Consider the following 24,888-nt stretch of genomic DNA (forward strand, 5'->3'; position numbering starts at 1 on the left):
TCTGGCCACTCGCCAGCATTCACGGTTTTGTCAATGTAAGAGGGTATATTGTGACTGAGCCCGATCACCGCAGTCTGTCACCTCAGGCATGTGGACCGATCGAGACGGAACTTTTCGTGTCAGTGGTTTTTTAAACTGTTGGATGGAGGCGTCTGTGAAGGTTTTGAAACTCTCGGCCCAAGGCTTGCCGCAATCATGGATCACCCTGGAGCAAGCGGTCACCCATTACGCCGCCGACGAGGTGCGCTGGGAAGCAGGCCAGCAAGTGGCCGTGTTCCACGGGGGGCACAACGCGCTCACCGGCCAGCAATCTGTCATCACCGTGAACAGCATCATCGGCACCCAAGGCGTGCCCCGCATCAACCCGTTTGACATGCGCTCGGGTTTGACCAACCCCAAGTTGTTCGTGCGCGATCGGAATGTCTGCGCTTACTGCGGCGGGCATTTCCACGAATCGGTGCTGACCCGTGAGCACATCGTTCCCGTCAGTCAAAAAGGCCCAGACCACTGGATGAATGTGGTCACCGCTTGCCGTTCTTGCAACCACCGCAAAAGCAGCCGCACCCCCGAGCAGGCCAAGATGCCCCTGCTGTACGCCCCCTATGTGCCCAGCCTGTGGGAAGACTTCATCCTGCGCAACCGCCGCATTTTGAGTGACCAGATGGAGTTTTTGATGGCGCATGTGCCCAAAACATCTCGAATGTTGGCGTGATTCAAGGGCCTGACGGCAGACGCTGACCTTCAGGCCTTGCGCGAGCCTGAAAATCGCCGCATCATCATTTCCTGAAAACCAAGGGCCTCTTTTGTGGGGCCTGATGCTCACCAGGAGATTCAGCATGTCCCTACGCGCATGGGTCCAATCGTTCAAGGCTTCGGGGCTGAAGCGGCGCCATGTTTTGGTGGCCTTGGTCACAAGCTCGGGCCTGGTGCGCACCCCATGGGCCCAAGCCCAAGCGACAAGTGCTGCCGAGTTGCCTGTGATGTCGGTGCAATTGGCCCGCATTTGGCCACCCACGCGCTCACCTCAGGGTTTTGGGGTCAGTGAAAAACTCGATGGGGTCAGAGCCATGTGGGATGGGCAGGCTTTGCGTTTTCGCAGCGGCCGTCCTATTGCGGCACCGTCTTGGTTTGTTGCAGCTTTGCCTTCACTGGCCTTGGATGGCGAGTTGTGGATGGCCAGAGGGGCGTTTGACCGTTTGTCGGGTGTGGTGCGTCAATCGGTGCCCAACGATGATGCTTGGCGTGAAGTTCAGTACTGGATTTTCGACGCGCCCAAGCATCCGGGGACTTTCTCAGAGCGTGTGGGCCTTGTTCAATCGGTGTTGGCCGCAGCCCAAGTGCCGTGGTTAAAACCCGTGGCTCAACATGAGGTGAAAGACGCAGGGGCTTTGCAAACCCTGTTGCAAGAAACGGTGCGTCAAGGCGGAGAGGGCTTGATGTTGCACCGGATCGATGCGCTGTGGCAGGACGGCCGCACCGATGCACTGTTCAAGTTCAAGCCCGAGTTGGACGAAGAAGGCTTGGTGGTGGGGCACCAAGCGGGCAAAGGACGTTTGAAGGGCCAAACCGGGGCTTTGTGGGTGCAAACACCGTCGGGCCAGCGCTTTAGCTTGGGATCGGGCCTGAGCGATGCCTTGCGCCGAGATCCGCCGCCTGTCGGGTCGTGGGTCACTTATCGGTACCCCGAACGCACGCCTTCAGGTTTACCACGCTTTGCCTCTTTTGTGCGGGTGCGCGAGGCGGAGTGAGCCGCACCGCCCTCCCGCCTCGCTCCGGTCTGTTGATCCCTTCAGGCAAACACGCCCGCCGTGTCTTGCATGCGCGCCGACACTTCACCCAGCTGATGCAGGGTGTCGCCAAAGCTCATATCGAGTTGCGTCAATTTCTTGAAGTAGTGGCTCACGATGTACTCGTCTGTGACGGCAATGCCGCCATGCAGCTGCACAGCCTGCTGGCCAATGAAGCGCATGGACACGCCCAACTGGTACTTGGCGCGGGCCAAGGCGCCGCGGCGCTCGTCGGCAGGGGCGTGCAGTTTCAGGCTGGCGTAGTAGCTCATCGAGCGGCCCAACTCCAGCTGCATCTTCATGTCGGCCACGCGGTGACGCAGGGCCTGGAAACTGGCGATGTTCACGCCGAATTGCTTGCGGGTGTTCATGTAGTCCACGGTGATCGCCAGGGTCTTGTCCATCACGCCCACGGCTTCGGCGCATGTGCAAGCGATGCCGATGTCAACCGCTTCTTCCAAAGCACTCAGGCCGTTCAATGTGATCAGCTGCGCGGGGGCTTTGTTCATCACTACTTCGGCAGCGCGTGAGCCGTCTTGCGTGCCATAGGCTTGGGTGCTCACGCCATTCGCGCTGCGTTCCACCAAAAACAAAGCGATCTGGCCATTCACGGTGGCGGGCACCACGAAGGCGTCGGCTTGATCGCCAATGGCCACCACACTCTTGGTGCCGCGCACGGTCCATGCACCGTTTGATTCGCTGGCCTGCGCGGCGCAACGGTTCAGCTGATAGCGGGCACCGCGCTCTTGCTGCGCCAACACCACGATGGCTTCGCCTGCGGCCATGCGGGGCAGCCATGCGGCTTGCAAAGCAGCAGGGGCGTGGGTTTGCAGCGTGGCGCTGCAGATCAGGGTTTGGGTCAGGGGTTCGAGCACGATGCCGCGGCCGAGTTCCTCCATTGTGACCATGGCCTCGGTGGGGCCCATGCCCATGCCGCCGTGGTCTTCGCTCACGTACAGGCCTGTCAGGCCCAGCTCGGCCATTTCGCCATAAGCGGCGCGGTCAAAGCCGCCGGCTGCGACGATGGCGCGGCGGCGGTCAAAGTCGTAACCCTTGTCCACCCATTTGCGAACTGCGTCGCGCAGTTGTTCTTGGTCGTCAGAAAAATCGAAATCCATGTGTGTCTCCTTAACCCAAAACTGTCTGGGCGACGATGTTGCGTTGCACTTCGTTGCTGCCGCCGTAAATGGTGGTCTTGCGCATGTTGAAGTAATTGGCTGCCAGTGGCGCATTGGCCACCACACCGCCTGGGTAGTTGCCTTGCCAGCCTGCGTCCATGGCTTCGAAGATGAAGGGCAGGGCAAAGGGGCCTGCGGCTTGCATCATCAGCTCGGTGTAGCGCTGCTGAATTTCGCTGCCCTTGATCTTGAGCAGGCCCGCAATGTCGAGTGAGTTCTTGCCCGACTTTTCGGCGGACAGGACACGCAGCACCAGCATTTCCAGGGCCACGATGTCGACTTCGAGCTTGGCGATTTCGTCACGGAAGCGCATGTCGTCGTACACGCCTTCGGCTTTGGCGATGCGCTTCAAGCGCTCCAACTCGCGTTTGGCGCGGTTCACGTCGGCGATGTTGGTGCGCTCGTGGGCCAGCAAGTGCTTGGCGTAGTTCCAGCCTTTGTTTTCTTCGCCCACCAGGTTCTCGGCGGGCACTTCGACGTTGTCAAACCAGACTTCGTTGACCTCGCACTCGCCGTCCAGCAGCTTGATGGGGCGCACGGTGATGCCGGGCGACTTCATGTCGATCAAGAGGAAGGAGATGCCGGTTTGGGGCTTGCCTTCGTTGCTGGTGCGCACCAGGCAGAAGATCCACTCACCGTATTGGCCCAAGGTGGTCCAGGTTTTTTGGCCATTGACGATGTATTTGTCGCCCACACGCTCGGCGCGGGTTTTGAGGGACGCCAAGTCCGAGCCGGAGCCCGGCTCGCTGTAGCCCTGGCTCCACCAGACTTCGCCGCTGGCGATGCCGGGCAAAAAGCGCTGCTGTTGCTCAGCATTGCCAAAGGTCATGATGACTGGGGCCACCATCACAGGGCCAAAGGGCACAACGCGGGGGGCGCCCGCCAAAGCGCATTCTTCTTCGAACAAGTGCTTTTGCACAGCGGTCCAGCCTGGGCCGCCAAACTGCGTGGGCCAACCCCAGCCCAGCCAGCCTTTTTTGCCCAAAATTTTGGCCCAGCGCTGCATGTCTTCACGCGTCAGGCGCATGGCGCTGTGCACTTTTTGTGAAATATCGGCGGGCAAGTTGTCCTTGACCCAGGTGCGGATCTCGTCGCGGAACGCGAGTTCGTCGGGGGTGAATGCCAAATCCATGGGGTGTTCTCTCAAAATCAAACGGTCGTGCTTTTTATCATGCGCCAGCCGTTTGGGCTTGTCCTTGGTGCGACAAATGCCGAGATGCACAAGGTCTGCAGGGATAATTCAGCCCTTCATGAGAAACATCGTTATTTTGATTTCTGGCTCAGGTTCGAACATGGCGGCCATTGTTCGTGCCGCTGAACAGGGCCGCTGGGCCGAGCGCCTGAACGCCCGGGTGGCCGCCGTGCTGAGCAACCGGGCCGATGCCCAGGGCCTGCCCTTGGCCCAAGAACACGGCTTGGCCACCGCCGTGCTGGACCACAAGGCCTTTGCCAGCCGCGAAGATTTTGATGCCGCCCTGATGGCCGAGATTGACCGGCATGCCCCTGCTTTGGTGGTCTTGGCGGGCTTCATGCGCATCCTGACGCCAGGTTTTGTGACGCATTACGCCGGGCGATTGCTCAATATCCATCCGTCCTTGTTGCCCGCTTTTCCGGGGCTTCACACGCACCAGCGGGCCATCGATGCCGGTTGCCGCTTTGCCGGGGCCACGGTGCACCAGGTCACGGCCGACTTGGACCATGGCGCCATCTTGGCCCAAGCGGTGGTGCCAGTTCTGGCGGACGATACCGCCGACGTTTTGGCGGCGCGTGTGCTCAGCCAAGAGCACCAGATGTATCCGCAAGCCGTGGCAGCCTGGTTGGCTCAGTCTCCAATGCGGGTAAAGCGCGGCTGAACTTTCCCGTTGAATTCGGCCACGTCGGCAAACATGGCCGCAGGCCTCACCCACAAGCCTTGCTCGCCATACAGAGCTTGGTACAGCGTCATGGCTTGCAGATCTTCGCTGTGGCGCACGGTGCCCAGCACGCGGTATTGGCCCCCTTTGTAATGGCGGTACAGGCCTTTGGGCGTTTCAATCAGAGGTGGTAATTTTTCGGACATGGATTTCCTCATGTGTGTCTGTCTCAAGGGTTGGAGATGGGACAATGCACCCCTATGCATCCAAAAGCCCTGTTAGATGCCTGCGCCGATTTGGTCAGGCTGGTCCTCCAATTTGAACATCCTGCCGACGCCGTGGTATCGCGCTATTTTCGCGAACACCGCTCGCTGGGCCCCCGCGAACGCGCTACCCTGGCCGAAACCGCTTTTGCGGTATTGCGCAAAAAGCTGCTGTTTGAGCAGTTGGCCCGTTCGGGCTCTGGCCCCAAAGAGCGCAAGCTGGCGATTTTGGGCTTTTTCGGCCCGCGCGATTTTTTAGCTTCAGCGCTCAACGACACCGAAAAAAAATGGCTGGCCACCTGCGATGCCATTCCAGCCGACGCCTTGATGGCCCCGCACCGCCACAACCTGCCCGAGTGGATGGCGCAGGCCCTGCAAGCCCAATTGGGCGAGGATTTCTGGGCTTTGGCCGAACACTTGCAACAGCCCGGCACGCTGGACCTGCGTGTGAACATGCTCCATGCCAAGCGCATCGAGGTTCAAAAAGAGCTGGCGCAAGCGGGCATCGCCTCAGAGCCCACGCCTTACTCGCCTTGGGGCCTGCGCCTGCAAGGCAAGCCTGCCTTGCAAAAGACCGACGCCTTCACCCGTGGGGCCATTGAGGTCCAAGACGAAGGCTCGCAGCTGCTGGCCTTGCTGGTCGACGCGCACCGGGGCGAGATGGTGGTGGACTTTTGCGCCGGCGCAGGCGGTAAAACGCTGGCGCTGGGAGCGTCCATGCGCAGCACGGGTCGTTTGTATGCCTTTGATGTCTCGGGCCACCGCCTGGACGCGCTCAAACCGCGCATGGCGCGCAGTGGCTTGTCGAACGTGCACCCAGCGGCCATTGCCCACGAGCGCGACGACCGCGTGAAACGCCTGGCCGGCAAGATCGACCGCGTCTTGGTCGATGCCCCTTGCTCGGGTCTGGGCACCCTGCGCCGTAACCCCGACTTGAAGTGGCGACAAAAACCCCAAGCTGTGCAAGAGTTGACCGAAAAGCAGCTGGCCATCTTGCAAAGCGCCTCGCGCATGGTCAAGTCGGGCGGACGCTTGGTCTATGCCACCTGCAGCGTCTTGCCCGAAGAAAACGAAAGGATCGCTCTGGCTTTCAGCGCGGCCAACCCGGACTTTGTGCCACTCAATGTGGCCCAGGAGTTGGAGCGTCTCAAAGTGCCCAATGCCGCTGATCTTTGCACCACCGATGTGTCCGGCGAAGCTGAAGTGCAGACCGTGCCTGCCGGGCAGTTTTTGAGGTTGTGGCCCCATCGCCATGCCACGGACGGTTTTTTCGCGGCTTCATGGGTACGAAAGTAACCTCTTTGGTCGTTCTGAGGCCTTTGACCGTTTGAAAGTGCTGTCTTTTTTCCTCTGAAAAACATAAAATCGTTGGATTGCCCTGAAAAGGGCGTGATTAGAAAGACAAACTCATGTTGTTGCCTGACTGGGCTTTATTGGATGCAGTGATTCATTGGATGGGCCACGGCTTGTTCGATCTGGCTTGGTGGCAAATGGTGTTGATCACCTTGGCTTTGACCCACATCACCATCGCCAGTGTCACGATTTACTTGCACCGTCACCAAGCCCACCGTGCCTTGGACTTGAACGCCATTCCTGCGCATTTTTTCCGGTTTTGGCTGTGGTTGACCACGGGTCAGGTGACCAAAGAGTGGGCTGCCATTCACCGCAAGCACCACGCCAAGTGCGAGCAAGCCGAAGACCCGCACAGCCCCCATGTGCACGGCATCAAAACCGTGCTCTTCACGGGCGCTGAGTTGTACCGCAAAGAATCCAAAAACCTCGACACCATCAAGCGTTTTGGACACGGCACGCCAGACGACTGGATTGAGCGCAACTTGTACACCCGCTTTTCTTGGCAAGGTGTGGCGCTGATGCTGATCATCAACGTCAGTTTGTTTGGCTTCATCGGTTTGACGGTCTGGGCGGTGCAAATGGCCTGGATTCCGATCACAGCCGCCGGCATCATCAATGGTGCAGCGCACTACTGGGGTTATCGCAACTTTGAGGCGCACGACGCCAGCACCAATATCTCGCCTTGGGGCATCCTGATTGGTGGCGAAGAGTTGCACAACAACCACCACACTTACCCCACCTCGGCTAAGCTGTCGGTCAAGCCCTATGAGTTCGACATTGGTTGGTTGTACATCCGCACCCTTGAAACCTTGGGTCTGGCCACGGTCAAAAAGACACCGCCACGTTTGGCTTATGGCGACATTCGCCCTGTGGCCGACGAGAAAACTCTTGAAGCCTTGATCGCCAACCGCTACGAAGTCATGGCCGGTTACGCACGCAATGTTCGCGCTGTGATGCAAGAAGAGGCCAGCAAGCTCAAGCTTGACGCCGATGCGCTGCAAACGGCCAAGCGCTGGTTGCACCGCGACGCTGCCAAAGTCCCCGCCTCTGCCCAGGCACAACTCCAACTGGCCCGTGCGGCCAGCCCCGTGCTCGACAAGATGGTCCAGATGCGTGAAGAGCTCAGCCAGATCTGGCTCAACACCTCGCATTCGCGCGAGCAATTGGCGGCTGACCTGCAAGCTTGGTGCCGCAGTGCCGAGGAAAGCGGTATCGCTGCTTTGCGTGATTTCTCAGTCAAGCTGCGTGCGGTGCGCCAGACGGCCTGAGCCATCTCGCCATGCCAAACCAAGGGGCCTTCGGGCCCCTTTTTTCATGGACTCTCCATACCCGCTGACCTCGAGCATGGGGGCTAAACGGTCGTTGAAGGTGACAACAGGCCACAAAAAAACCCGCCAGAGGCGGGTTTTTTGAAGAGGTTCAGGTTGAAGGCTTACTTCAGCTTGATTTCTTTGTACTCAACGTGCTTGCGAGCTTTGGGGTCGAACTTCATGATCGACATCTTCTCGGGCATTGTTTTCTTGTTCTTGCTGGTCGTGTAGAAGTGACCAGTACCAGCTGTGGATTCCAGCTTGATTTTTTCGCGTCCGCCTTTGCTTGCCATGGTGTATGACTCCTAATGTTCTGGGTTTAGGCTTGACCGCGTGCGCGCAGATCTGCGAGCACGGCATCGATGCCGTTTTTGTCGATCAGGCGCAGAGCGGCGCTGGAAACGCGCAGACGCACCCAACGGTTTTCTGTTTCAACCCAGAAACGACGGTATTGCAGGTTCGGCAGGAACCGGCGCTTGGTTTTGTTGTTGGCGTGGGAAACGTTGTTTCCCGTCATTGGGCCTTTGCCCGTTACGTCGCAAACGCGTGCCATGTGGACACTCCGATACTTTTAAAACAGCCGGTGCCGATGGGCCTCATGCAGATTTGCATGGGGCTTGGCGCTCCAGCCTCACCTCGCCAAGATGGGTGGCGGTATCCCAGATCGCTGAGCCTGTGATCTCCAACCCCAGGGCAGAGCAGATGCAGCAAAGCCTTGGATTATAACCAGAAATCAGGCTTGGTTTTGTTCCAAGAACCGTTGTGCATCCAGTGCGGCCATGCAACCGGTGCCAGCGCTGGTGATGGCTTGGCGGTAAACGTGGTCTTGCACGTCGCCAGCGGCAAACACACCGGGCACCGAAGTCTGGGTGGCAAAGCCCTTCAAGCCGCTTTGGGTCACGATGTAGCCGTTTTCCAGCGTCAGTTGGCCCTGGAAAATTTCGGTGTTGGGGGCGTGGCCAATGGCGATGAAGCAACCCTTGAGCTCGACATCGTGCAAGCTGCCGTCCACGGTGCTCTTCAGGCGAACGCCGGTCACGCCCGTGGCGTCGCCCAGCACTTCTTCCAGGGTCTGGAAGGTTTTCAGCTCAATCTTGCCTGCGGCCACCTTGTCCATCAGCTTGTCCACCAAGATGGGTTCGGCTTTGAACTTGTCGCGGCGGTGGACCAAATAGACCTTGCTGGCGATGTTGGACAGGTACAGGGCTTCTTCAACGGCGGTGTTGCCACCCCCCACCACACAACAAACCTGATCGCGGTAGAAAAAACCATCGCAGGTGGCGCAGCCGCTCACGCCACGGCCCATGAAGGCGGTCTCTGATGGCAAGCCCAAATACATGGCCGATGCACCCGTGGCAATGATCAAGCTGTCGCAGGTGTAGGTGCCGCTGTCGCCGATCAGGGTGAAAGGGCGCTGCTCAAGTTGGACGGTGTGAATGTGGTCAAAGATGATTTCGGTGTTGAAACGCTCGGCATGCTCCTGAAAGCGTTGCATCAGGTCGGGGCCTTGCACGCCGTGCACGTCGGCTGGCCAGTTGTCCACTTCGGTGGTGGTCATCAGCTGACCGCCTTGGGCCATGCCCGTGATCAACAGGGGCTTGAGGTTGGCGCGTGCGGCATACACGGCAGCGGTGTAACCGGCAGGGCCAGAGCCGAGAATCAGAACTTGGGCGTGCTTGGGAGAGGCGGGCATATGGGGCAATCGGCGAGTGAATTCGAGGTAAAAAGCAAGCTACAGACTATTGCTGCACCTTGGATTGTAAGAAACCACCAAAGTCAGGTGGGTCTGGGGGCTTACAGCTCAGACCAGTCAGGCGAAATCCAGGCCTGATCGGGTAAGCTTGGCGGCTAATTTATGACCTATTCACTCCACACCCTGATCAACCCGACGGCCCGAAGCCGAGAGCCCGACGCGCCTGCGTCGTTCTGGTCGCGGTTTGCGCAAGAAATTGGCTTGTTGCTGGGTGGTGTGTTGCTTGTTTTGGCCCTGCTGTCGTTGTTGACGTATCACCCGGGCGACGCCGCTTGGTCCACATCGGGCCATGGTGAGGGTCTGCGCAATTGGGTGGGGCGTGCGGGCGCTTGGGTGTCTGACCTGGCGTTTTTTGGCCTCGGGTTTTCGGCTTGGTGGTGCCTGATGGTTGGCGCACAGGTCTGGCTTTCCGGTTTTGCCCGCTGGATGCGCGGTCCGGCTCAGGACGAATCCCCCCATTTGCCTTCAGCTTGGCGGCAAAGCCGCTGGACGTTTTGGGCCGGGCTGCTGGTGTTGCTGGCCGCCAGCGCCAGCTTGGAATGGGCACGTTTGTACCGTCTTGAGCCCTTGCTGCCGGGCCACAGCGGTGGTGTGTTGGGCTATTGGATGGGATCGATCAGCGAGCAATGGTTGGGGTTCACAGGCGCTGCCGTTTTGAGTCTCTCCTTGGTGGTTTTGGGTGTGTCTTGGGTTTTTCGTTTCTCTTGGGGCGAGCTGGCCGAAGCTCTGGGCGCCCGGATCGATGGCTTGATCCAATCCAGACACGTCAAGCGCGAAATACAGGAAGACTTGGCTTTGGGGCAGCGGGCTTTGCGCGAGCGCGAAAAATCGCTCTCAGTGCAGGCGGTGGAGCCTCGGTGGGACTTGGACCCGGTCATCGCCCCCGAAGGACAGTTGGATCTGGAGCCCGTCCCTTTGATGGCGCAGTCCCCAGCCCCCATGGTCATTGAGCCCGGTGTCATCGAAGTGCCGCGCAGCGAACGCGTGGTCAAAGAGCGTCAAAAACCACTTTTCAACGAATTGCCGGACAGCAAGTTGCCCCAAGTGGATTTGCTCGACAGCTTGTCCATCCGCCAAGAGACGGTGTCACCCGAAACGCTGGAAATGACCAGCCGCCTGATCGAGAAAAAACTCAAGGATTTTGGTGTTGAGGTGCGCGTGGTGGCTGCTGCACCAGGCCCTGTGATCACGCGTTACGAAATCGAACCCGCCACGGGCGTCAAAGGCGCGCAGGTGGTGAACCTTGCCAGAGACCTGGCGCGTTCGCTCAGCTTGGTCTCGATCCGGGTGATCGAGACCATTCCGGGCAAGAACTACATGGCGCTGGAGTTGCCCAACGCCAAGCGCCAATCCATCAAGCTGAGCGAAATTTTGGGCTCTCAGGTGTACAACGAGGCCAAGTCGATGTTGACCATGGGCTTGGGCAAAGACATCATCGGCAACCCGGTGGTGGCCGATCTGGCCAAGATGCCGCACGTCTTGGTGGCTGGTACCACCGGCTCGGGCAAGTCGGTGGGCATCAACGCCATGATTTTGTCGCTGCTTTACAAAGCCGAAGCGCGTGATGTGCGCCTCTTGATGATCGACCCCAAGATGCTGGAGATGTCGGTCTATGAAGGCATTCCGCACCTGCTGGCTCCGGTGGTGACCGACATGCGCCAAGCCGCGCACGGCCTGAACTGGTGCGTGGCCGAGATGGAAAAGCGCTACAAGCTGATGAGCAAGATGGGCGTGCGCAATCTGGCCGGTTACAACCAGAAAATCGACGAGGCCACGGCCCGCGAAGAGTTCATCTACAACCCCTTCAGCTTGACGCCTGATGATCCCGAGCCACTCAAGCGCTTGCCCCACATCGTGGTGGTGATCGATGAGCTGGCCGACCTGATGATGGTGGTGGGCAAGAAAATCGAAGAGCTGATTGCGCGTCTGGCCCAAAAGGCCCGCGCAGCGGGTATTCACTTGATACTGGCCACCCAGCGCCCCAGCGTGGACGTGATCACAGGTTTGATCAAAGCCAATATTCCGACGCGCATTGCGTTTCAGGTGTCGAGCAAGATCGACAGCCGCACCATCTTGGACCAGATGGGCGCCGAAGCCCTGTTGGGCATGGGTGACATGCTTTACATGCCTTCAGGCACGGGCTTTCCGATTCGCGTTCATGGCGCTTTTGTCAGTGACGAAGAAGTTCACCGCGTGGTCAGCTACCTGAAAAGCCAGGGTGAGCCCGACTACATCGAAGGCGTGCTTGAAGGCGGCACCACAGACGACGACGGCGGCATTCTGGGCGAGGGTGACAACAGTGAAAAAGACCCGATGTACGACCAGGCGGTTGAGGTGGTTTTGAAAAACCGCAAGGCCAGCATCTCGCTGGTGCAACGCCACCTCAAGATCGGTTACAACCGCGCTGCCCGTTTGGTCGAAGACATGGAAAAAGCGGGCCTGGTCAGCAGCATGAGCGGTAGCGGCCAGCGTGAAATTTTGGTGCCCGCCCGGGCTGAATGATTCGCATGAAAAGTCAATCGATGACGCGCCGCAGCGCTTGGGTTTTGGGTCTCCAGAGTTGGATGGCGTGGGGGGTTTTGTCTTTGGCATTGCCCGTCTACGCCGATGGCGTTGACTTGTTGGCGCAGTTCGTCAAACAAACCCGCAGTGGCCGTGCAGATTTCACCCAGGTGGTCACTTCGCCAAGCCGCGCAGGCCAAGCGCCGCGCAGCAAAACATCCAGCGGCAGTTTTGAGTTTCAACGGCCCGGTAAATTCCGGTTCGATTACCGCAAGCCCTTTTTGCAAACCTTGTTGGCGGATGGTCAAACCTTGTGGCTGCACGATGTGGACTTGAACCAAGTCACGGCGCGCAAGCAGCAGCAGGTTTTGGGCGCCACGCCGGTGGCCTTGTTGACTTCCGCTGCTGATTTGCAATCCCTCAAAACGGACTTTCAGTTCAGCCCAGAGCCTGCCCGTGATGGTTTGGAGTGGGTGCGTGCCACGCCTGTGGCGCAGGACGGCCAAATCCGCGCGGTCATGGTGGGTTTGCGTGCCACGCCCACGGGCGCAGAGTTGGCCGTGCTCGATGTGCAAGACAGCTTGGGCCAGCGCTCGGTGCTGACCTTTGCGGGTTTTCAGCTCAACCCGGCTTTGCCCGCCAGCCAATTTGTGTTCAAAGCCCCAGCGGGCGTCGACATCATTCGCCCTTGATGCCGTCCAGGTGTCCATGAAAGCCGCCCCCATTCCGCCACATGCCCCCTTGGCCGAGCGTCTGCGCCCGCGCCACTTGGGTGAGGTGATCGGGCAGCAACACCTGCTCGGCGATGGCATGGCCTTGCGCCTGGCATTCGAGTCGGGTCAGCCGCACAGTTGCATTTTGTGGGGGCCGCCTGGTGTGGGCAAAACCACCATCGCGCGTTTGATGGCCGATGCTTTTGATGCACAGTTTTTGAGCATCAGCGCGGTGTTGGGGGGCATCAAGGACATTCGAGAAGCGGTTGAGAAAGCCGAAGCCGCCCGCACCGGCTTGCACCCCCAGCGCACCATCATGTTTGTGGACGAGGTGCACCGCTTCAACAAAAGCCAGCAGGACGCGTTTTTGCCGCATGTGGAAAGCGGCCTGTTCACCTTCATCGGCGCGACCACCGAAAACCCGTCCTTCGAGGTGAACTCGGCCTTGCTGTCACGGGCTGCGGTTTATGTCTTGCAGCCCTTGGCTGAAGACGACTTGGGCCACATCGTGGTGCGGGCGCAAGCCATCCAGGCGATTCCCGCCATCGAGCCCGAAGCGCTGACCCGCTTGTTGGCCTACGCCGATGGCGATGCCCGGCGCTTGCTCAACACGCTGGAGACCTTGGCCATGGCCGCCAAGCAAGAGGCCATCGATCCGGTCACAGACACTTGGTTGATGCGGGTGTTGGGTGAGCGCATGCGGCGCTACGACAAAGGCGGTGAGCAGTTTTACGACACCATCAGCGCCTTGCACAAATCGGTGCGCGGCTCCGACCCCGATGCCGCCTTGTATTGGTTTGTGCGCATGCTGGATGGCGGTGCAGACCCGCGCTACATGGCCCGTCGCCTGATCCGCATGGCCAGCGAAGACATCGGTCTGGCCGACCCGCGTGCACTGCGCATGGCGCTGGATGCGGCCGATGTCTATGAACGATTGGGCAGCCCAGAAGGTGAGCTGACGCTGGCGCAGTGCGTGATTTACCTGGCCATGGCGCCCAAGTCCAATGCGGCCTACAAAGCATTCAAAGAGGCCAAGGCGTGGGTGAAAAAAGATGGCACCCGCCCAGTGCCCATGCACCTGCGCAATGCGCCGACCCAGCTCATGAAGCAGCTGGACTACGGCAAAGGTTACCGTTATGCCCATGACGAGGACGATGGCTTTGCGGCGGGCGAGCGTTATTTGCCCGATGGCATGCCTGAGCCTGGCTTTTACAGACCCGTTCGGCGGGGCCTAGAGATCAAAATTGCGGACAAACTGGAAGAACTGCGAAAGAAAAATTCAGCCACAGGGTAAGTCCTGACCGGATTGAATTCGGAAGGACTCATTTCTTTCACTACAATCCCGCCACCCCGCCCGGTGCATCACAGATCTGGCGGGTTTTTTGCTAGTGCTCAGGGCTCACCCAAAAGGCGAGGTCTGATCAAAAAAAACAACCGACGCAGTGGGCTGCTAAGCGCAGCGCAACACACGGAGAGATTCAATGGACGTCTTTTTGCAGCAGGTCATCAATGGCCTGGTCATGGGCAGCATGTACGCCTTGGTGGCTTTGGGTTACACCATGGTGTACGGCATCATCAACCTGATCAACTTTGCGCACGGCGAAGTGCTGATGGTGGGCGCTCTGACCAGCTGGTCTGCCATCGGCATGATGCAAGACGCCATGCCCGGCTCGCCGGGTTGGGTCATTTTGATTTTGGCCACCTTGATTGCCTGTGTCGTGGCTGCGGTGCTCAACTTCACCATTGAAAAAGTCGCTTACCGGCCCCTGCGCAACAGCCCCAAGTTGGCGCCCCTGATCACGGCCATTGGCATGAGCATTTTGTTGCAAACACTGGCCATGATCATCTGGAAGCCCAACTACAAGGCTTACCCCACGCTGCTGTCCAGCACGCCCATCAACATGGGTGGCGTGGTGATCACGCCCACCCAAATCATGATTTTGGGCGTCACGGCTGTGTCGCTGGCCATCTTGATGTGGCTGGTCAACTACACCCGTTTGGGCCGGGCCATGCGGGCCACATCTGAAAACCCGCGCGTGGCCGCCTTGATGGGCGTCAAGCCCGACATGGTGATCTCGGCCACCTTTGTGATTGGGGCGGTTTTGGCGGCCATTGCGGGTGTGATGTACGCCTCCAACTACGGCACGGCGCAGCATGCCATGGGCTTCTTGCCGGGCCTCAAAGCCTTCACCGCAGCGGTGTTTGGCGGCATTGGCAACCTGGCAGGCGCCGTCATTGGCGGTATCTTGCTGGGCCTGATCGAAGCCATCGGATCGGGCTACATCGGCTACCTGACAGGTGGCGTTTTGGGCAGCCACTACACCGATATTTTTGCGTTCATCGTGCTCATCATCGTGCTGACTCTGCGCCCTTCGGGGCTGATGGGTGAGCGTGTGGCCGATCGCGCTTGATGGAGATGAACATGAACATGAACTTGAACCTCCACAAAACCGTTCAATACATCCTGATCGGCGTGGGCTTGCTGGTCTTGCCGCTCATTCTTCAAAGTTTTGGCAACGCCTGGGTGCGCATTGCCGACATGGCACTGCTCTACATCTTGTTGGCGATTGGTCTGAACATCGTGGTGGGCTACGCCGGTTTGCTTGACTTGGGCTATGTGGCCTTTTTTGCGGTGGGCGCTTACATGTACGGCTTGCTGTCTTCGCCGCACCTGATCAACACGTTCACCACCATGGCCAGCACGTTTCCCGGTGGCTTGCACATGTCCATCTGGCTGATCTTGCCTTTGGCTGCCGCTTTGGCGGGTTTGTTCGGCATGTTGCTCGGGGCGCCCACGCTCAAGTTGCGGGGCGACTATCTGGCCATCGTGACTTTGGGCTTTGGTGAAATCATCCGTGTGTTCCTCAACAACTTGGACCACCCCGTCAACATCACCAACGGCCCCAAGGGGCTGGACCAGATCGACCCCATCTCTATTTTTGGTGTCAATTTGGGCAAAAAACTGATGGTGGGCGATTTTGAAATCGCCTCTGTCACGTTGTACTACTACCTGTTTCTGAGTTTGGTGCTGGTGACGATTTTGATCTCTCACAGGTTGGAAGTGTCGCGCATTGGCCGGGCTTGGATGGCGATTCGTGAAGATGAAATCGCCGCCAAAGCCATGGGCCTGAACACCCGCAACCTCAAGCTCTTGGCCTTTGGCATGGGCGCTACTTTCGGTGGCGTGTCGGGTGCGATGTTCGCTGGTTTCCAGGGCTTCATCTCGCCCGAGTCCTTCAGTTTGATGGAGTCGGTGATGATCGTCGCCATGGTGGTGTTGGGCGGCTTGGGTTATTTGCCCGGCGTCATTTTGGGCGCCATTTTGCTGTCGGCTTTGCCCGAAGTTTTGCGTTACGTGGCCGGCCCCTTGCAAGAGATGACGGGTGGTCGTTTGGATGCTTCCATCCTGCGCCAATTGCTCGTGGCACTGGCCATGATCGTGATCATGTTGATGCGGCCTCGTGGGCTGTGGCCTTCGCCTGAGCATGGCAAATCGCTCCAGACGAAATGACGGAGCCGACCATGAGCCAAACTGTCCACCAAGACACCGTCCTCCATGTCACTGGTATTTCAAAGCGCTTTGGCGGTTTGCAGGCCCTGTCTGACGTGGGCATCACCATCCAGCGCGGTCAGGTCTATGGCCTGATCGGCCCCAACGGTGCAGGCAAAACCACCTTCTTCAATGTGATCACGGGCCTTTACACCCCCGACAGCGGCAACTTTGAGCTGGCGGGCAAACCCTACCAGCCCACTGCGGTGCACGAAGTGGCCAAGGCGGGCATTGCCCGCACCTTCCAAAACATCCGTTTGTTCGCCGAAATGACGGCGCTTGAAAACGTGATGGTGGGTCGCCATGTGCGCACCCATTCGGGCTTGCTGGGGGCGATTTTCCGCACAACCAGCTTCAAAGCCGAGGAAGCGGCCATTGCTCAGAGGGCACAAGAACTGCTCGACTATGTGGGCATTGGCAAATACGCCGACTACAAGGCCCGCACGCTTTCTTATGGGGACCAACGCCGCTTGGAGATTGCCCGCGCTTTGGCCACCGACCCGCAATTGATCGCGCTGGACGAGCCTGCAGCCGGCATGAACGCGACCGAGAAGGTGCAGTTGCGCGAGTTGATCGATCAGATCCGCAAAGACAACCGCACCATCTTGCTCATCGAGCACGATGTGAAGTTGGTCATGGGCTTGTGTGACCGCGTCACAGTGCTCGACTATGGCAAGCAAATAGCCGAAGGCACGCCTGCCGAAGTGCAGAAAAACGAAAAAGTGATTGAAGCCTATCTGGGCACGGGAGGGCACTGAGATGGCCAAAGTACTTTTGAAAGTCAAAGACCTGCAGGTGGGCTACGGCGGCATCCAGGCGGTCAAGGGCGTGAGCCTGGACGTGCACGAAGGCGAACTGGTGTCCCTGATCGGCTCCAACGGTGCTGGCAAAACCACCACCATGAAAGCCATCACCGGCACTTTGCCCCTGCAAGCGGGCGACATTGAATACTTGGGCAAAAGCATCCAGGGCCAAGGCCCCTGGGACTTGGTCAGGCAAGGCTTGGCGATGGTGCCTGAAGGCCGTGGTGTTTTTACCCGCATGACCATCACCGAAAACCTGCAAATGGGCGCTTACATCCGCTCAGACACCAAAGGCATTGCGGACGACATCGAGAAGATGTTCACCATCTTCCCGCGCCTGCGTGAGCGCAAGGACCAGCTGGCGGGCACCATGTCGGGTGGCGAGCAGCAAATGCTGGCCATGGGCCGCGCGCTCATGAGCCGTCCCAAAGTCTTGCTGCTCGACGAGCCCTCCATGGGCTTGTCGCCCATCATGGTGGACAAGATTTTCGAGGTGGTGCGCGATGTCTACGCCCAAGGCGTCACGGTGTTGCTGGTGGAGCAAAACGCCAGCCGCGCGCTGGCCATTGCCGATCGCGGTTACGTGATGGACTCGGGTCTGATCACCATGACCGGCGTGGGCAAGGACATGCTGGAAGACCCCAAGGTGCGGGCAGCCTATTTGGGCGAATGAGTCACCACCATCCGCCCAGCAAAAAGCCCGGCAAGCCGGGCTTTTTGCATCCAGGATCAGATCAAGCTCAATCCACCCGTGCCCCACTGGCTTTGACCACGCTCTCGTAGCGTGTCAGTTCTTTCTTCATGAACGCCCCAAATTGCTCAGGCGTGTTGCCCACCGGTTCGGCCATCAATTGGGCAAAGCGTGTTTTGGTCTCGGGGGCTTGCAGCGCGGTCACAAAAGCCTTGTTCAGGCGATCCACCACATCTCGGGGCGTGGCCGCAGGGGCCACCAGCCCCCACCAGGTGTCGATTTCAAAATCTTTCAGTGTTTCGCTCATGCTCGGGATATCGGGCAGGGCGCTGCTGCGTTGGGCGGTGGTCACGGCCAATGCTTTCAGGCGGCCAGCCTTGATGTTGGCGGCAGCCGTGGCCAGGTTGTCGAAGTTGAAGTCGACCTGCCCCGACAGCAAGGCCAGTTGAGCCGGGTTGCCGCCGTTGTAAGGAATGTGCACCGCAAAAATGCCTGCTGCGCGTTTGAACATCTCGCCAGCCAAGTGACCTGCACTGCCATTGCCGCCGGAGCCAAAGTTGAGCTTGGCGGGGTTGACTTTGGCATACGCCACCAAATCGGCCAGGGTGTTGATCTTCAGGCGCTGCGCGGTCTCAGCGTTCATCACCAGCACATTGGGCACGCGCAGCATTTGCGTGATGGGCGCGAAGTCGCGGCTGGCGTCGTAAGGCATCTTGGCAAACAGCCAGGGGTTGATGGCGTGCGTGGCCGTGGCCGCAATGCCAATGGTCAGGCCATCGGGTGCGGCTTTGGCCACCAAGTCGGCGCCCAGATTGCCACCGGCACCAGGTCGATTTTCAATGATCACTGTGCCCAAGCTGTCTCTCACCCGTTCGGCCAAAGCCCGGGCCGTGACATCGATGGGTCCGCCGGCGGCATAGGGGACGATGATGCGGATCGTTTTGCCTTGAGCCCATGCAGGGACCGAAAGGGCGAGTGAGGCGGCAGTGAATTGGCGGCGATTGATCAACGGCATGAGGGATTCCAGAAAAAGGGAATTAGGCCTGGGCTTTGTCAGCCTCTGAGGTGAAGGCGTCTGCATAGAACTCTTCCTCAGGCAAACCGCCTTGCGCCACATAGTCGCGCTTGGCCGAGTCCACCACGATGGGTGCGCCGCAGGCATAGACCTGGTAAGCCGACAGGTCTGGGAAGTCCTGCAACACCGCCTGGTGCACAAAGCCGGTGCGGCCTGTCCACTGGTCATCGGCTTCGGCGTTCGAGATCACGGGCACATAGCGCAGGTTGGGCATCTCGGCCAAGCGGGCTTCGATCCAGTCGGCCATGTACAAATCGGCTGGGCGGCGGCCGCCCCAGTACAGCGTGGCGGGGCGGGTGATGCCGCGGTGCTGCATGTGCTCGATCAGTGCCTTGATGGGCGCAAAGCCTGTTCCTGAGGCCAGCAGCACCATGGGCTTGTTGCTGTCTTCACGCAGGTAAAAGCTGCCGTAGGGGCCTTCGGCGCGCAGGATGTCTTTTTCTTTCATGGTGCTGAACACCGGGTCGGTGAACTTGCCACCGGGCATGTGGCGAATGTGCAGTTCCACGGTGGGCGGAGCCACCTCCAGGGTATGCGGTGCATTGGCCATGCTGTAACTGCGGCGCGAGCCGTCGCGCAACAAAAACTCGATGTACTGGCCAGCGTGGAACTTCATCACGTCGTTGGCAGGCAGTTGCAGTTTCAGCACGATCACATCGTGTGATTTTTTGTCCAGGCTGACCACGCGCACCGGCATTTTCTTGACGGGCAGGCCGCCTTCGGCGGTCACTTGTTTGGATTCGAGCACCACATCGCTTTGCGCAGTGGCGCAGCAGGTCAAAACCAAGCCTTGCGCTTCTTCCTCGTCGCTCAGGGCTTTGGCCTGATGGGGGCCATGCACCACGATGCCCGAGATTTTTTTACATTTGCAAGAACCGCAAGCGCCGTCCTTGCAACCATAGGGCAGGCCAATGCCCTGGCGAATGCCAGCGGCCAGCAGGGTTTCGGTGCCATCGGCCGTGAAGCTGCGGCCGCTGGGCTGCACAGAAATTTGAAAGCTCATCTTTTGGGTATCCTAGAGGGCGTGAATGTGACCCGGAAACCCTGATTTTGCCTTCAAACCAAACCCCCTTGGGCGCACTGCCTGCCCGTTTTCGCCGCCAGCGTGTCTTGATTGTGGGCTGTGGCGACGTGGGCTTGCGCACCGCAGGGCAGTTGGGAGCGCCAAAAAGCCAAGGCATGCGTCTCATGGCGCTGACTTCTTCGCCCGAGCGCGTGCGGCTGCTGCGGGCCTGTGGCATCACCCCTTTGCAAGGCAATTTGGACGATGCAGCCAGTTTGAAACGCTTGGGTGGCATCGCGCACCGGGTCATCCATCTGGCACCGCCCCCCACCGATCGCCAACGCGCATCCGATCGCGACCCGCGCAGCTTGGCTTTGGTGCGTGCTTTGCGTTTGCGCACGGCCCCACAAGCCTTGGTCTATGGCTCGACCACCGGGGTTTATGGGGACTGCGGAGGCCAACGTGTGGACGAAACGCGACCCGTGAACCCGCACACCCCTCGAGCCCAGCGCCGTGTCGATGCCGAGAACCTGATGCGCTTTTTGGGGCGCAGCGGCGTGCGCGTGAGCATTTTGCGCATCCCTGGCATTTATGCCCCCGACCGCGAAGGGGGCACCCCGCGTGAACGCTTGCTTCGCGGCACGCCGGTTTTGGTGGCCAAAGAAGATGTGTACACCAACCACATCCATGCCAACGACCTGGCCCGAGCCTGCGCCGCCGCACTGTGGCGGGGCAAGCCCCAGCGCGTGGTCAACGTCACCGACGACACCGATTTGAAAATGGGCGACTACTTCGATCTGGCCGCCAGCCTGTTTGGCTTGCCCAAGCCCCCCCGAATTTCACGCCATGACGCCAACACCGCACTGCCCTTGATGCTGCTGAGCTTCATGAGCGAATCGCGGCGCATCGACAACACCCGCATGAAACGGGAACTGAACATGCAGTTGCATTACCCGCATGTGCGCGATGGCCTGAGTCCACAAAGCGCCTTGTTTGCGGAGGCCAGATGAACGCATTGCGCATCGACAAATGGCTGTGGGCCGCCCGGTTTTATAAAACGCGCAGCTTGGCCAGTGAAGAGATTGGCAAAAATCGCGTGCAGGTCAATGGGCAAGACGCTAAACCCAGCAAAGAGGTCAAAGTTGGCGATACCGTATGCCTGCGTCAGGGCACAGTCCAGCGAACCGTATTGGTGCAGGGCCTGAGTGGCGTGCGCGGCCCGGCCCCGGTGGCGCAGTTGCTGTACTCAGAAACGCCAGAGAGCATAGAAGCCCGACAAAAAGCCGCCGAGCAAAACCGCCTGGCCCGTGAGCCTGCGCTCAGCATCGAGCAAGGCCGTCCCACCAAACGTGACCGGCGGCAGATTGAAAAAACCTGGGACAACCGCTGGAGCGCGGGGATCGACTGAAACCCATGCTGGCGTCAGCACACCCAACGCGTTCTGCGCAGCCACCCACCCGATTGAATCTGGAGGTACACCTTGCAAGCCAACGAAACTTTTGAAGACCTTTTGCCACTGCGCACAGATCTGGCGCTGGCCTTGCGTGCGGCCGCCCATCAGGGCCTGAGCGAGGGCGTGTGCAACCACTTCAGCGTGGCGGTGCCTGGCCGTGACGACTGGTTTTTGCTCAACCCGCGTGGCCTGCATTGGAGCGAGGTGCAAGCGGCCGACATCGTGATGTGCAACGCGGCTGGCGAGCAGCTGGCAGGCCGTCACCCCGTAGAGCCCACCGCCATGTTCATTCATGCGGCGGTGCATCGCATTGCACGCAAGTCTGTCGTGCTGCACACCCACATGCCGCATGCCATGGCGCTGACCTTGACCGCGGCGCGTGCATTGGACACCACGCTGTCGCAGACCGCCATGCGCTTTCATGGCCGCTTGGCGGTGGACGCGCATTACAACGGTCTGGCTCTGGACATGACCGAGGGTGAGCGCATCGCCCATGCCATGCAAGGCGCGGATGTGGTGTTTTTGGGCAACCACGGTGTCATCGTCTGCGGTGAACGGGTGGACTACGCTTACGACGACTTGTACTACCTGGAGCGTGCCTGCCAAGCGCAGGTGCTGGCGGCTTCGACCGGTGTGCCGTTGACGCCCGTGAACACGGCGCTGGCAGCGCGGGTTGCGGAACAGATCAATGGTGAGCGGCTTCAGTCCGAGCTCTTTTTTGAGAGCTTGCGAAGGATGATGGGTTGATCTAAAGCCAAGAAAAAAGGCCAACCCGTGAAGGTTGGCCTTGATTCGCTTGGAACCCGCATGGATGCTGGGTTTCCGGAGATGGTGCCCGGGGCCGGACTCGAACCGGCACGCCTTGCGGCGGGGGATTTTGAGTCCCCTGAGTCTACCAATTTCACCACCCGGGCGGTATTTGTGAAGAGCTGGATTATGACATATTTTTTTCAAGGCCCCACAGACCGGTACACCAAACCCAAGGTGTAGAGGTCTACATCGCCGTGGCTGCCGACCGCATCGTTCACGCGGTAGCGTTCGGCCTCTAGCCGTATGCTCAGGGCGGGGGTGAAAGCGTATTGCGTGCCAAAGCCAAATTTGTAGTTGATTTCTCGCCGGCTGGGCGAGGGGTCGGTCACCAGCACGGCGCCCGTACCGCTGAAATGATCTTGGGTTTGCGCATAGGCTGCACCCACACGACCCATCACTGACCAGCGATCAGTGACGGGTAAGGTGCCGACCAGGTCCAGGTTCAAGCCTCGGATGCGGGCTGAGCCCGTCTGGCTGCCCAGAGGCGTGGTATCGGCACTGAAGCCAAAACGCCCCAAGTCAAAGTAGCCGGTTTCCACGGCCCAGTTGGGGTGGATGGGAAAACCCAAATAAACTTTGTAGCCGATGTCGTCCTTGTCTTCGGTCAGGCCGTTGGTGCTCAGGCCTTCATTGCGTAAGCCATTTTGAATGCGGCCGCCGTCGATGCGGGCTTTGGAATCGCCCGTGCCCAGACCCATGTACATGCTTGTGTTGGGGGTGAGGCCTTGCGCGGAAAGTTCTGAGCTGGCCAACAAGGCCAGTGCCCAAAACAAGGTTGTGGGGAGGCGGGCGTAGGGGTTCATTTTTTCTCCAATTGGGCGTGGTGCAGGGGTTGAAGATCAGGTGGCTCAAGGGCTGGGGACGGTGATCGTGCAGGCATCGCAGGTGATGGCCGCTGCGGCTGCACCTTGGTTGAGGGCGCGGCCTTCCAGTTGCGCGCCGGTTTGCAGCGTGATGGCTGTGCTGGCGAGCAAAGAGCCTTTCATGACCGAGTTGGCGCCCAAGGTGATGGCGCTGCCGGCCGACCAAAAGACGTTGTGGGCTTTGGCCCCACCGCTGAGCACCACTTGGCTGGTCGACAGGGCATTGATGGTTGTGGCGCTGCGGATCACAAACACGGCGTTGGGGTCACCTTGAGCGTCCAATGTCAGGACGCCGCCGACCGACAGATCAATGCTGGTCAGCGATTCGTACAGACCGGGATAAAAGGTGAGGCCTTCCAAGTTGGTGCTGATGGGGGTTGGCGTGCCGCGTGCTGCCCCTGTGGCGTTGACAAATGCTGCCAAGGCATCGGTTTTGGCATTGCTCAGCAACACGGCATCTACCAGCGCACAGGCGGAGCCTGAGCTGTCGACCGCATACAAGCGGCCCACCACTTCAGGGCAAGTCAGAGGCGCGCTGAAACCGGTGATGTTGGCCCCTGTGTCGGGTGTCAGGCCCACATCGCCGGTGATGCTTGAGGTGGGAATGTTGGTGATGGCCGCAGACGCCAAGATGGCGAAATTGGATGCCGAACCCAAAGCCACAGGGCTTTGGCATTCACCCACGCCCGTCGTAAAGCGCCACACCTTGTCGGCCTGCAGGGCATTGCCCGCCAGGTCTTTGGCGCCTTGGGTGCCGCTCAAGACCGTGGCGGTATACGCCGTGGAGGCGGTCAGGTTGGTGCTGGGCTTGATCGATGCAATGCGGGTCAGTGCATCGTAGGTGACCACTGCGGTGACAGGTGACCCCAAGGTGCTGGATGGCGCCAAAGTCAAGGTGCTGGTGGTCAAGCTCAAGGGCGCCATGGATTCGCTGAAGGTGACGTTCACAGTTTTGTTGGTGCAAATGGCCAAACTGTCTTCAGCCGGATTGACCAGCGTGACCGTGGGGACGGTGGTGTCGAGTGCCTCAGCGGTGCTGAAGGTCCAGACAGTGGGTGCAACCAAGGGGTTGCCTGCCAAGTCGGTTGCCGCGCTGCTGATGGTGGCGGTGAAAGCGGTGTTGTTGGCCAAGAGGTTGGTGGGTGTGAAGGTGGCTGTGCGTGCGCCCACGGCATAGCTCAAAGTGCCTGGTACGGGTGTGTTGTCAGCGCTGCTTTTGAGCGCGAAGCTGTTGGCGTTCAGGCTGGATGGGGTCATTTCTTCGCTGAAAGTCACGCTCACCTGTGTGTTAGAGGCTGCCACGGCGCCTTGGGCGGGCACTTGCTGCGTCACGGTGGGTGGCGTGATGTCACTGTTGGCGCCGGTGTCAAAGGTCCAAGTGAAGTTGGCGGGCAGGGCCACGCCGTTGGTGTCTTGTGCACCGGTGGTCACGGTGGCGGTACAGCGGGTGCCGGTTGGCAAGATGGTGGATGGGGTCAAGGTGGCGACGCGGCTGGCGGTGTCGTAACCCACGCTGCCGCTCGTGGCCGTGCCTGCTGGACATTGCAGAGTGAACGTGTCGGTGTTCAGGCTGCCGGGGTTCATGGGTTTGTTGAAGGTGACTGTGACGAGCGTGTTGGTGGCCACGCCTGTGACCGCCGGATTGCTCGCCAAAGGCGCTGTGGCCGATACGCTCGGGGGCTGCGATGTGATGGGACTCAAGCCCAAAATGGGGTCTTTGCTGCCGCCGCATGCGGCCATGAGAAGACTGAACGTCAGGGCCAGCCACCAAGGGATGGTGCGGGAGCAAAGTGTGAAAGTGCGCATGGGTGGCTCCTGTCTCAATGCTCTGCAAAGTCAGAGGTGGTTGGTCGGTTCGGTCCCTGCTTCAAGCTGCCCCCCGCCTTGGCGCAGCAGCTCGGCTGGTTGCCGTCGGATCGACTGTTCAG

At 59.6% G+C, this 24,888-nt stretch carries 25 protein-coding genes and 1 tRNA gene; 15 read left to right on the forward strand and 11 right to left on the reverse strand.

Translation table 11 applies throughout. From position 1 onward, the window contains the following. Positions 1 to 154: 154 nt before the first annotated feature. Together B472_RS04670 and B472_RS04675 are read left to right on the forward strand one after the other, a co-directional pair. Complete coding sequence (locus B472_RS04670; protein WP_026039313.1) at positions 155 to 712, forward strand: HNH endonuclease; 558 nt, start codon at positions 155 to 157, stop codon at positions 710 to 712. 124 nt (positions 713 to 836) lie between these two features. Continuing rightward, positions 837 to 1,748, forward strand: coding sequence for a DNA ligase (locus B472_RS04675; RefSeq protein ID WP_019425803.1), 912 nt, complete (start codon positions 837 to 839; stop codon positions 1,746 to 1,748). A 41-nt stretch (positions 1,749 to 1,789) separates the two neighbouring features. Here the strand turns inward: B472_RS04675 and B472_RS04680 are convergent, their stop codons facing one another. Together B472_RS04680 and B472_RS04685 are read right to left on the reverse strand one after the other, a co-directional pair. Then, positions 1,790 to 2,905: an acyl-CoA dehydrogenase family protein gene (locus tag B472_RS04680; RefSeq protein WP_019425804.1), complete on the reverse strand. Its 1,116-nt coding sequence runs from the start codon at positions 2,903 to 2,905 to the stop codon at positions 1,790 to 1,792. Between the two features lie 10 nt (positions 2,906 to 2,915). Then, complete coding sequence (locus tag B472_RS04685) at positions 2,916 to 4,097, reverse strand: acyl-CoA dehydrogenase family protein (protein ID WP_026039315.1); 1,182 nt, start codon at positions 4,095 to 4,097, stop codon at positions 2,916 to 2,918. Positions 4,098 to 4,215: 118 nt separating this feature from the next. Between B472_RS04685 and purN the strand changes: the two genes are divergently transcribed. After that, a complete protein-coding gene (gene purN / locus B472_RS04690; protein WP_026039316.1) occupies positions 4,216 to 4,818 on the forward strand; it encodes a phosphoribosylglycinamide formyltransferase in 603 nt (200 codons plus the stop codon). Here purN and B472_RS04695 read toward each other — a convergent pair. Beyond that, entirely contained in the window at positions 4,788 to 5,024 is a 237-nt protein-coding gene (locus B472_RS04695) for a DUF1653 domain-containing protein (RefSeq protein WP_019425807.1), read from the reverse strand. The genes purN and B472_RS04695 overlap by 31 nt on opposite strands. Before the next feature lie 54 nt (positions 5,025 to 5,078). On the opposite strand from B472_RS04695, the gene B472_RS04700 reads away from it, so the two are divergent. Both B472_RS04700 and B472_RS04705 read left to right on the forward strand, forming a co-directional pair. Next, the gene (locus tag B472_RS04700) at positions 5,079 to 6,377 is read left to right on the forward strand and encodes an RsmB/NOP family class I SAM-dependent RNA methyltransferase (protein WP_019425808.1); all 1,299 of its coding nucleotides are present in this window, start codon (positions 5,079 to 5,081) and stop codon (positions 6,375 to 6,377) included. 113 nt (positions 6,378 to 6,490) lie between these two features. After that, a complete protein-coding gene (locus B472_RS04705) occupies positions 6,491 to 7,702 on the forward strand; it encodes a fatty acid desaturase (RefSeq protein ID WP_019425809.1) in 1,212 nt (403 codons plus the stop codon). Positions 7,703 to 7,866: 164 nt separating this feature from the next. Here B472_RS04705 and rpmG read toward each other — a convergent pair whose 3' ends face one another. The 3 genes from rpmG to trxB all read right to left on the reverse strand — a co-directional run bounded on the left by rpmG (position 7,867) and on the right by trxB (position 9,437). Continuing rightward, positions 7,867 to 8,037, reverse strand: a complete 171-nt coding sequence (gene rpmG, locus B472_RS04710; protein WP_019425810.1) for a 50S ribosomal protein L33 — start codon at positions 8,035 to 8,037, stop codon at positions 7,867 to 7,869. A gap of 26 nt (positions 8,038 to 8,063) precedes the next feature. Next, entirely contained in the window at positions 8,064 to 8,297 is a 234-nt protein-coding gene (gene rpmB, locus B472_RS04715) for a 50S ribosomal protein L28 (protein WP_026039317.1), read from the reverse strand. Between the two features lie 180 nt (positions 8,298 to 8,477). Beyond that, positions 8,478 to 9,437: a thioredoxin-disulfide reductase gene (trxB, locus tag B472_RS04720; RefSeq protein ID WP_019425812.1), complete on the reverse strand. Its 960-nt coding sequence runs from the start codon at positions 9,435 to 9,437 to the stop codon at positions 8,478 to 8,480. 162 nt (positions 9,438 to 9,599) lie between these two features. Here trxB and B472_RS04725 point away from each other — a divergent pair, with 162 nt between their 5' ends. The 7 genes from B472_RS04725 (at position 9,600) to B472_RS04755 (ending at position 17,738) form a co-directional block, all read left to right on the forward strand. Beyond that, entirely contained in the window at positions 9,600 to 11,999 is a 2,400-nt protein-coding gene (locus tag B472_RS04725) for a DNA translocase FtsK (protein ID WP_019425814.1), read from the forward strand. Next, positions 11,996 to 12,691 (forward strand): outer membrane lipoprotein chaperone LolA, encoded by a 696-nt coding sequence (gene lolA, locus B472_RS04730; protein ID WP_019425815.1) that lies wholly within the window; start codon positions 11,996 to 11,998, stop codon positions 12,689 to 12,691. The genes B472_RS04725 and lolA overlap by 4 nt, the downstream gene beginning before the upstream one ends. 16 nt (positions 12,692 to 12,707) lie before the next feature. Further along, positions 12,708 to 14,006 (forward strand): replication-associated recombination protein A, encoded by a 1,299-nt coding sequence (locus B472_RS04735; RefSeq protein ID WP_019425816.1) that lies wholly within the window; start codon positions 12,708 to 12,710, stop codon positions 14,004 to 14,006. Between the two features lie 187 nt (positions 14,007 to 14,193). Then, a complete protein-coding gene (locus B472_RS04740; protein ID WP_019425817.1) occupies positions 14,194 to 15,123 on the forward strand; it encodes a branched-chain amino acid ABC transporter permease in 930 nt (309 codons plus the stop codon). Between the two features lie 17 nt (positions 15,124 to 15,140). Continuing rightward, complete coding sequence (locus B472_RS04745) at positions 15,141 to 16,223, forward strand: ABC transporter ATP-binding protein (RefSeq protein ID WP_040505801.1); 1,083 nt, start codon at positions 15,141 to 15,143, stop codon at positions 16,221 to 16,223. A gap of 11 nt (positions 16,224 to 16,234) precedes the next feature. Then, positions 16,235 to 17,020 carry an ABC transporter ATP-binding protein gene (locus tag B472_RS04750; RefSeq protein WP_026039320.1) on the forward strand — a complete coding sequence of 262 codons (786 nt, stop codon included), beginning with the start codon at positions 16,235 to 16,237 and terminating at the stop codon, positions 17,018 to 17,020. A gap of 1 nt (position 17,021) precedes the next feature. After that, positions 17,022 to 17,738, forward strand: coding sequence for an ABC transporter ATP-binding protein (locus B472_RS04755; RefSeq protein ID WP_019425820.1), 717 nt, complete (start codon positions 17,022 to 17,024; stop codon positions 17,736 to 17,738). A 67-nt stretch (positions 17,739 to 17,805) separates the two neighbouring features. Here B472_RS04755 and B472_RS04760 read toward each other — a convergent pair whose 3' ends face one another. Continuing rightward, positions 17,806 to 18,771 (reverse strand): tripartite tricarboxylate transporter substrate binding protein, encoded by a 966-nt coding sequence (locus tag B472_RS04760; protein WP_019425821.1) that lies wholly within the window; start codon positions 18,769 to 18,771, stop codon positions 17,806 to 17,808. A 22-nt stretch (positions 18,772 to 18,793) separates the two neighbouring features. Next, positions 18,794 to 19,834, reverse strand: coding sequence for a CDP-6-deoxy-delta-3,4-glucoseen reductase (locus B472_RS04765; protein WP_019425822.1), 1,041 nt, complete (start codon positions 19,832 to 19,834; stop codon positions 18,794 to 18,796). A 47-nt stretch (positions 19,835 to 19,881) separates the two neighbouring features. Between B472_RS04765 and B472_RS04770 the strand changes: the two genes are divergently transcribed. The 3 genes from B472_RS04770 (at position 19,882) to B472_RS04780 (ending at position 22,034) form a co-directional block, all read left to right on the forward strand. Next, on the forward strand, positions 19,882 to 20,844 hold the full coding sequence (locus tag B472_RS04770; protein ID WP_026039321.1) for an SDR family oxidoreductase: 963 nt from the start codon (positions 19,882 to 19,884) through the stop codon (positions 20,842 to 20,844). Then, on the forward strand, positions 20,841 to 21,242 hold the full coding sequence (locus B472_RS04775) for an RNA-binding S4 domain-containing protein (RefSeq protein WP_019425824.1): 402 nt from the start codon (positions 20,841 to 20,843) through the stop codon (positions 21,240 to 21,242). Before B472_RS04770 ends, B472_RS04775 begins: the two co-directional genes overlap by 4 nt. Positions 21,243 to 21,314: 72 nt before the next feature. Next, a complete protein-coding gene (locus B472_RS04780; protein ID WP_019425825.1) occupies positions 21,315 to 22,034 on the forward strand; it encodes an aldolase in 720 nt (239 codons plus the stop codon). 82 nt (positions 22,035 to 22,116) lie between these two features. Here B472_RS04780 and B472_RS04785 read toward each other — a convergent pair. The 3 genes from B472_RS04785 to B472_RS04795 all read right to left on the reverse strand — a co-directional run bounded on the left by B472_RS04785 (position 22,117) and on the right by B472_RS04795 (position 24,766). Continuing rightward, positions 22,117 to 22,201, reverse strand: a tRNA-Leu gene (locus B472_RS04785). Between the two features lie 36 nt (positions 22,202 to 22,237). Beyond that, complete coding sequence (locus tag B472_RS04790) at positions 22,238 to 22,900, reverse strand: outer membrane beta-barrel protein (protein WP_019425826.1); 663 nt, start codon at positions 22,898 to 22,900, stop codon at positions 22,238 to 22,240. Between the two features lie 45 nt (positions 22,901 to 22,945). Further along, entirely contained in the window at positions 22,946 to 24,766 is a 1,821-nt protein-coding gene (locus B472_RS04795) for an Ig-like domain-containing protein (protein WP_019425827.1), read from the reverse strand. Positions 24,767 to 24,888: the final 122 nt, after the last annotated feature.

This window comes from Limnohabitans sp. Rim28, assembly GCF_000293865.2.
Taxonomy (GTDB): Bacteria; Pseudomonadota; Gammaproteobacteria; order Burkholderiales; family Burkholderiaceae_C; genus Limnohabitans_A.

What these genes read in the sequence shown, in the direction of transcription:
- B472_RS04675 (WP_019425803.1), top strand. Translation starts at nt 837, where the DNA reads ATGTCCCTACGCGCATGGGTCCAATCGTTCAAGGCTTCGGGGCTGAAG.
- B472_RS04680 (WP_019425804.1), bottom strand. Translation starts at nt 2,905, where the DNA reads ATGGATTTCGATTTTTCTGACGACCAAGAACAACTGCGCGACGCAGTT.
- B472_RS04685 (WP_026039315.1), bottom strand. Translation starts at nt 4,097, where the DNA reads ATGGATTTGGCATTCACCCCCGACGAACTCGCGTTCCGCGACGAGATC.
- purN (WP_026039316.1), top strand. Translation starts at nt 4,216, where the DNA reads ATGAGAAACATCGTTATTTTGATTTCTGGCTCAGGTTCGAACATGGCG.
- B472_RS04695 (WP_019425807.1), bottom strand. Translation starts at nt 5,024, where the DNA reads ATGTCCGAAAAATTACCACCTCTGATTGAAACGCCCAAAGGCCTGTAC.
- B472_RS04700 (WP_019425808.1), top strand. Translation starts at nt 5,079, where the DNA reads ATGCATCCAAAAGCCCTGTTAGATGCCTGCGCCGATTTGGTCAGGCTG.
- B472_RS04705 (WP_019425809.1), top strand. Translation starts at nt 6,491, where the DNA reads ATGTTGTTGCCTGACTGGGCTTTATTGGATGCAGTGATTCATTGGATG.
- rpmG (WP_019425810.1), bottom strand. Translation starts at nt 8,037, where the DNA reads ATGGCAAGCAAAGGCGGACGCGAAAAAATCAAGCTGGAATCCACAGCT.
- rpmB (WP_026039317.1), bottom strand. Translation starts at nt 8,297, where the DNA reads ATGGCACGCGTTTGCGACGTAACGGGCAAAGGCCCAATGACGGGAAAC.
- trxB (WP_019425812.1), bottom strand. Translation starts at nt 9,437, where the DNA reads ATGCCCGCCTCTCCCAAGCACGCCCAAGTTCTGATTCTCGGCTCTGGC.
- B472_RS04725 (WP_019425814.1), top strand. Translation starts at nt 9,600, where the DNA reads ATGACCTATTCACTCCACACCCTGATCAACCCGACGGCCCGAAGCCGA.
- lolA (WP_019425815.1), top strand. Translation starts at nt 11,996, where the DNA reads ATGATTCGCATGAAAAGTCAATCGATGACGCGCCGCAGCGCTTGGGTT.
- B472_RS04735 (WP_019425816.1), top strand. Translation starts at nt 12,708, where the DNA reads ATGAAAGCCGCCCCCATTCCGCCACATGCCCCCTTGGCCGAGCGTCTG.
- B472_RS04740 (WP_019425817.1), top strand. Translation starts at nt 14,194, where the DNA reads ATGGACGTCTTTTTGCAGCAGGTCATCAATGGCCTGGTCATGGGCAGC.
- B472_RS04745 (WP_040505801.1), top strand. Translation starts at nt 15,141, where the DNA reads ATGAACTTGAACCTCCACAAAACCGTTCAATACATCCTGATCGGCGTG.
- B472_RS04750 (WP_026039320.1), top strand. Translation starts at nt 16,235, where the DNA reads ATGAGCCAAACTGTCCACCAAGACACCGTCCTCCATGTCACTGGTATT.
- B472_RS04755 (WP_019425820.1), top strand. Translation starts at nt 17,022, where the DNA reads ATGGCCAAAGTACTTTTGAAAGTCAAAGACCTGCAGGTGGGCTACGGC.
- B472_RS04760 (WP_019425821.1), bottom strand. Translation starts at nt 18,771, where the DNA reads ATGCCGTTGATCAATCGCCGCCAATTCACTGCCGCCTCACTCGCCCTT.
- B472_RS04765 (WP_019425822.1), bottom strand. Translation starts at nt 19,834, where the DNA reads ATGAGCTTTCAAATTTCTGTGCAGCCCAGCGGCCGCAGCTTCACGGCC.
- B472_RS04775 (WP_019425824.1), top strand. Translation starts at nt 20,841, where the DNA reads ATGAACGCATTGCGCATCGACAAATGGCTGTGGGCCGCCCGGTTTTAT.
- B472_RS04790 (WP_019425826.1), bottom strand. Translation starts at nt 22,900, where the DNA reads ATGAACCCCTACGCCCGCCTCCCCACAACCTTGTTTTGGGCACTGGCC.
- B472_RS04795 (WP_019425827.1), bottom strand. Translation starts at nt 24,766, where the DNA reads ATGCGCACTTTCACACTTTGCTCCCGCACCATCCCTTGGTGGCTGGCC.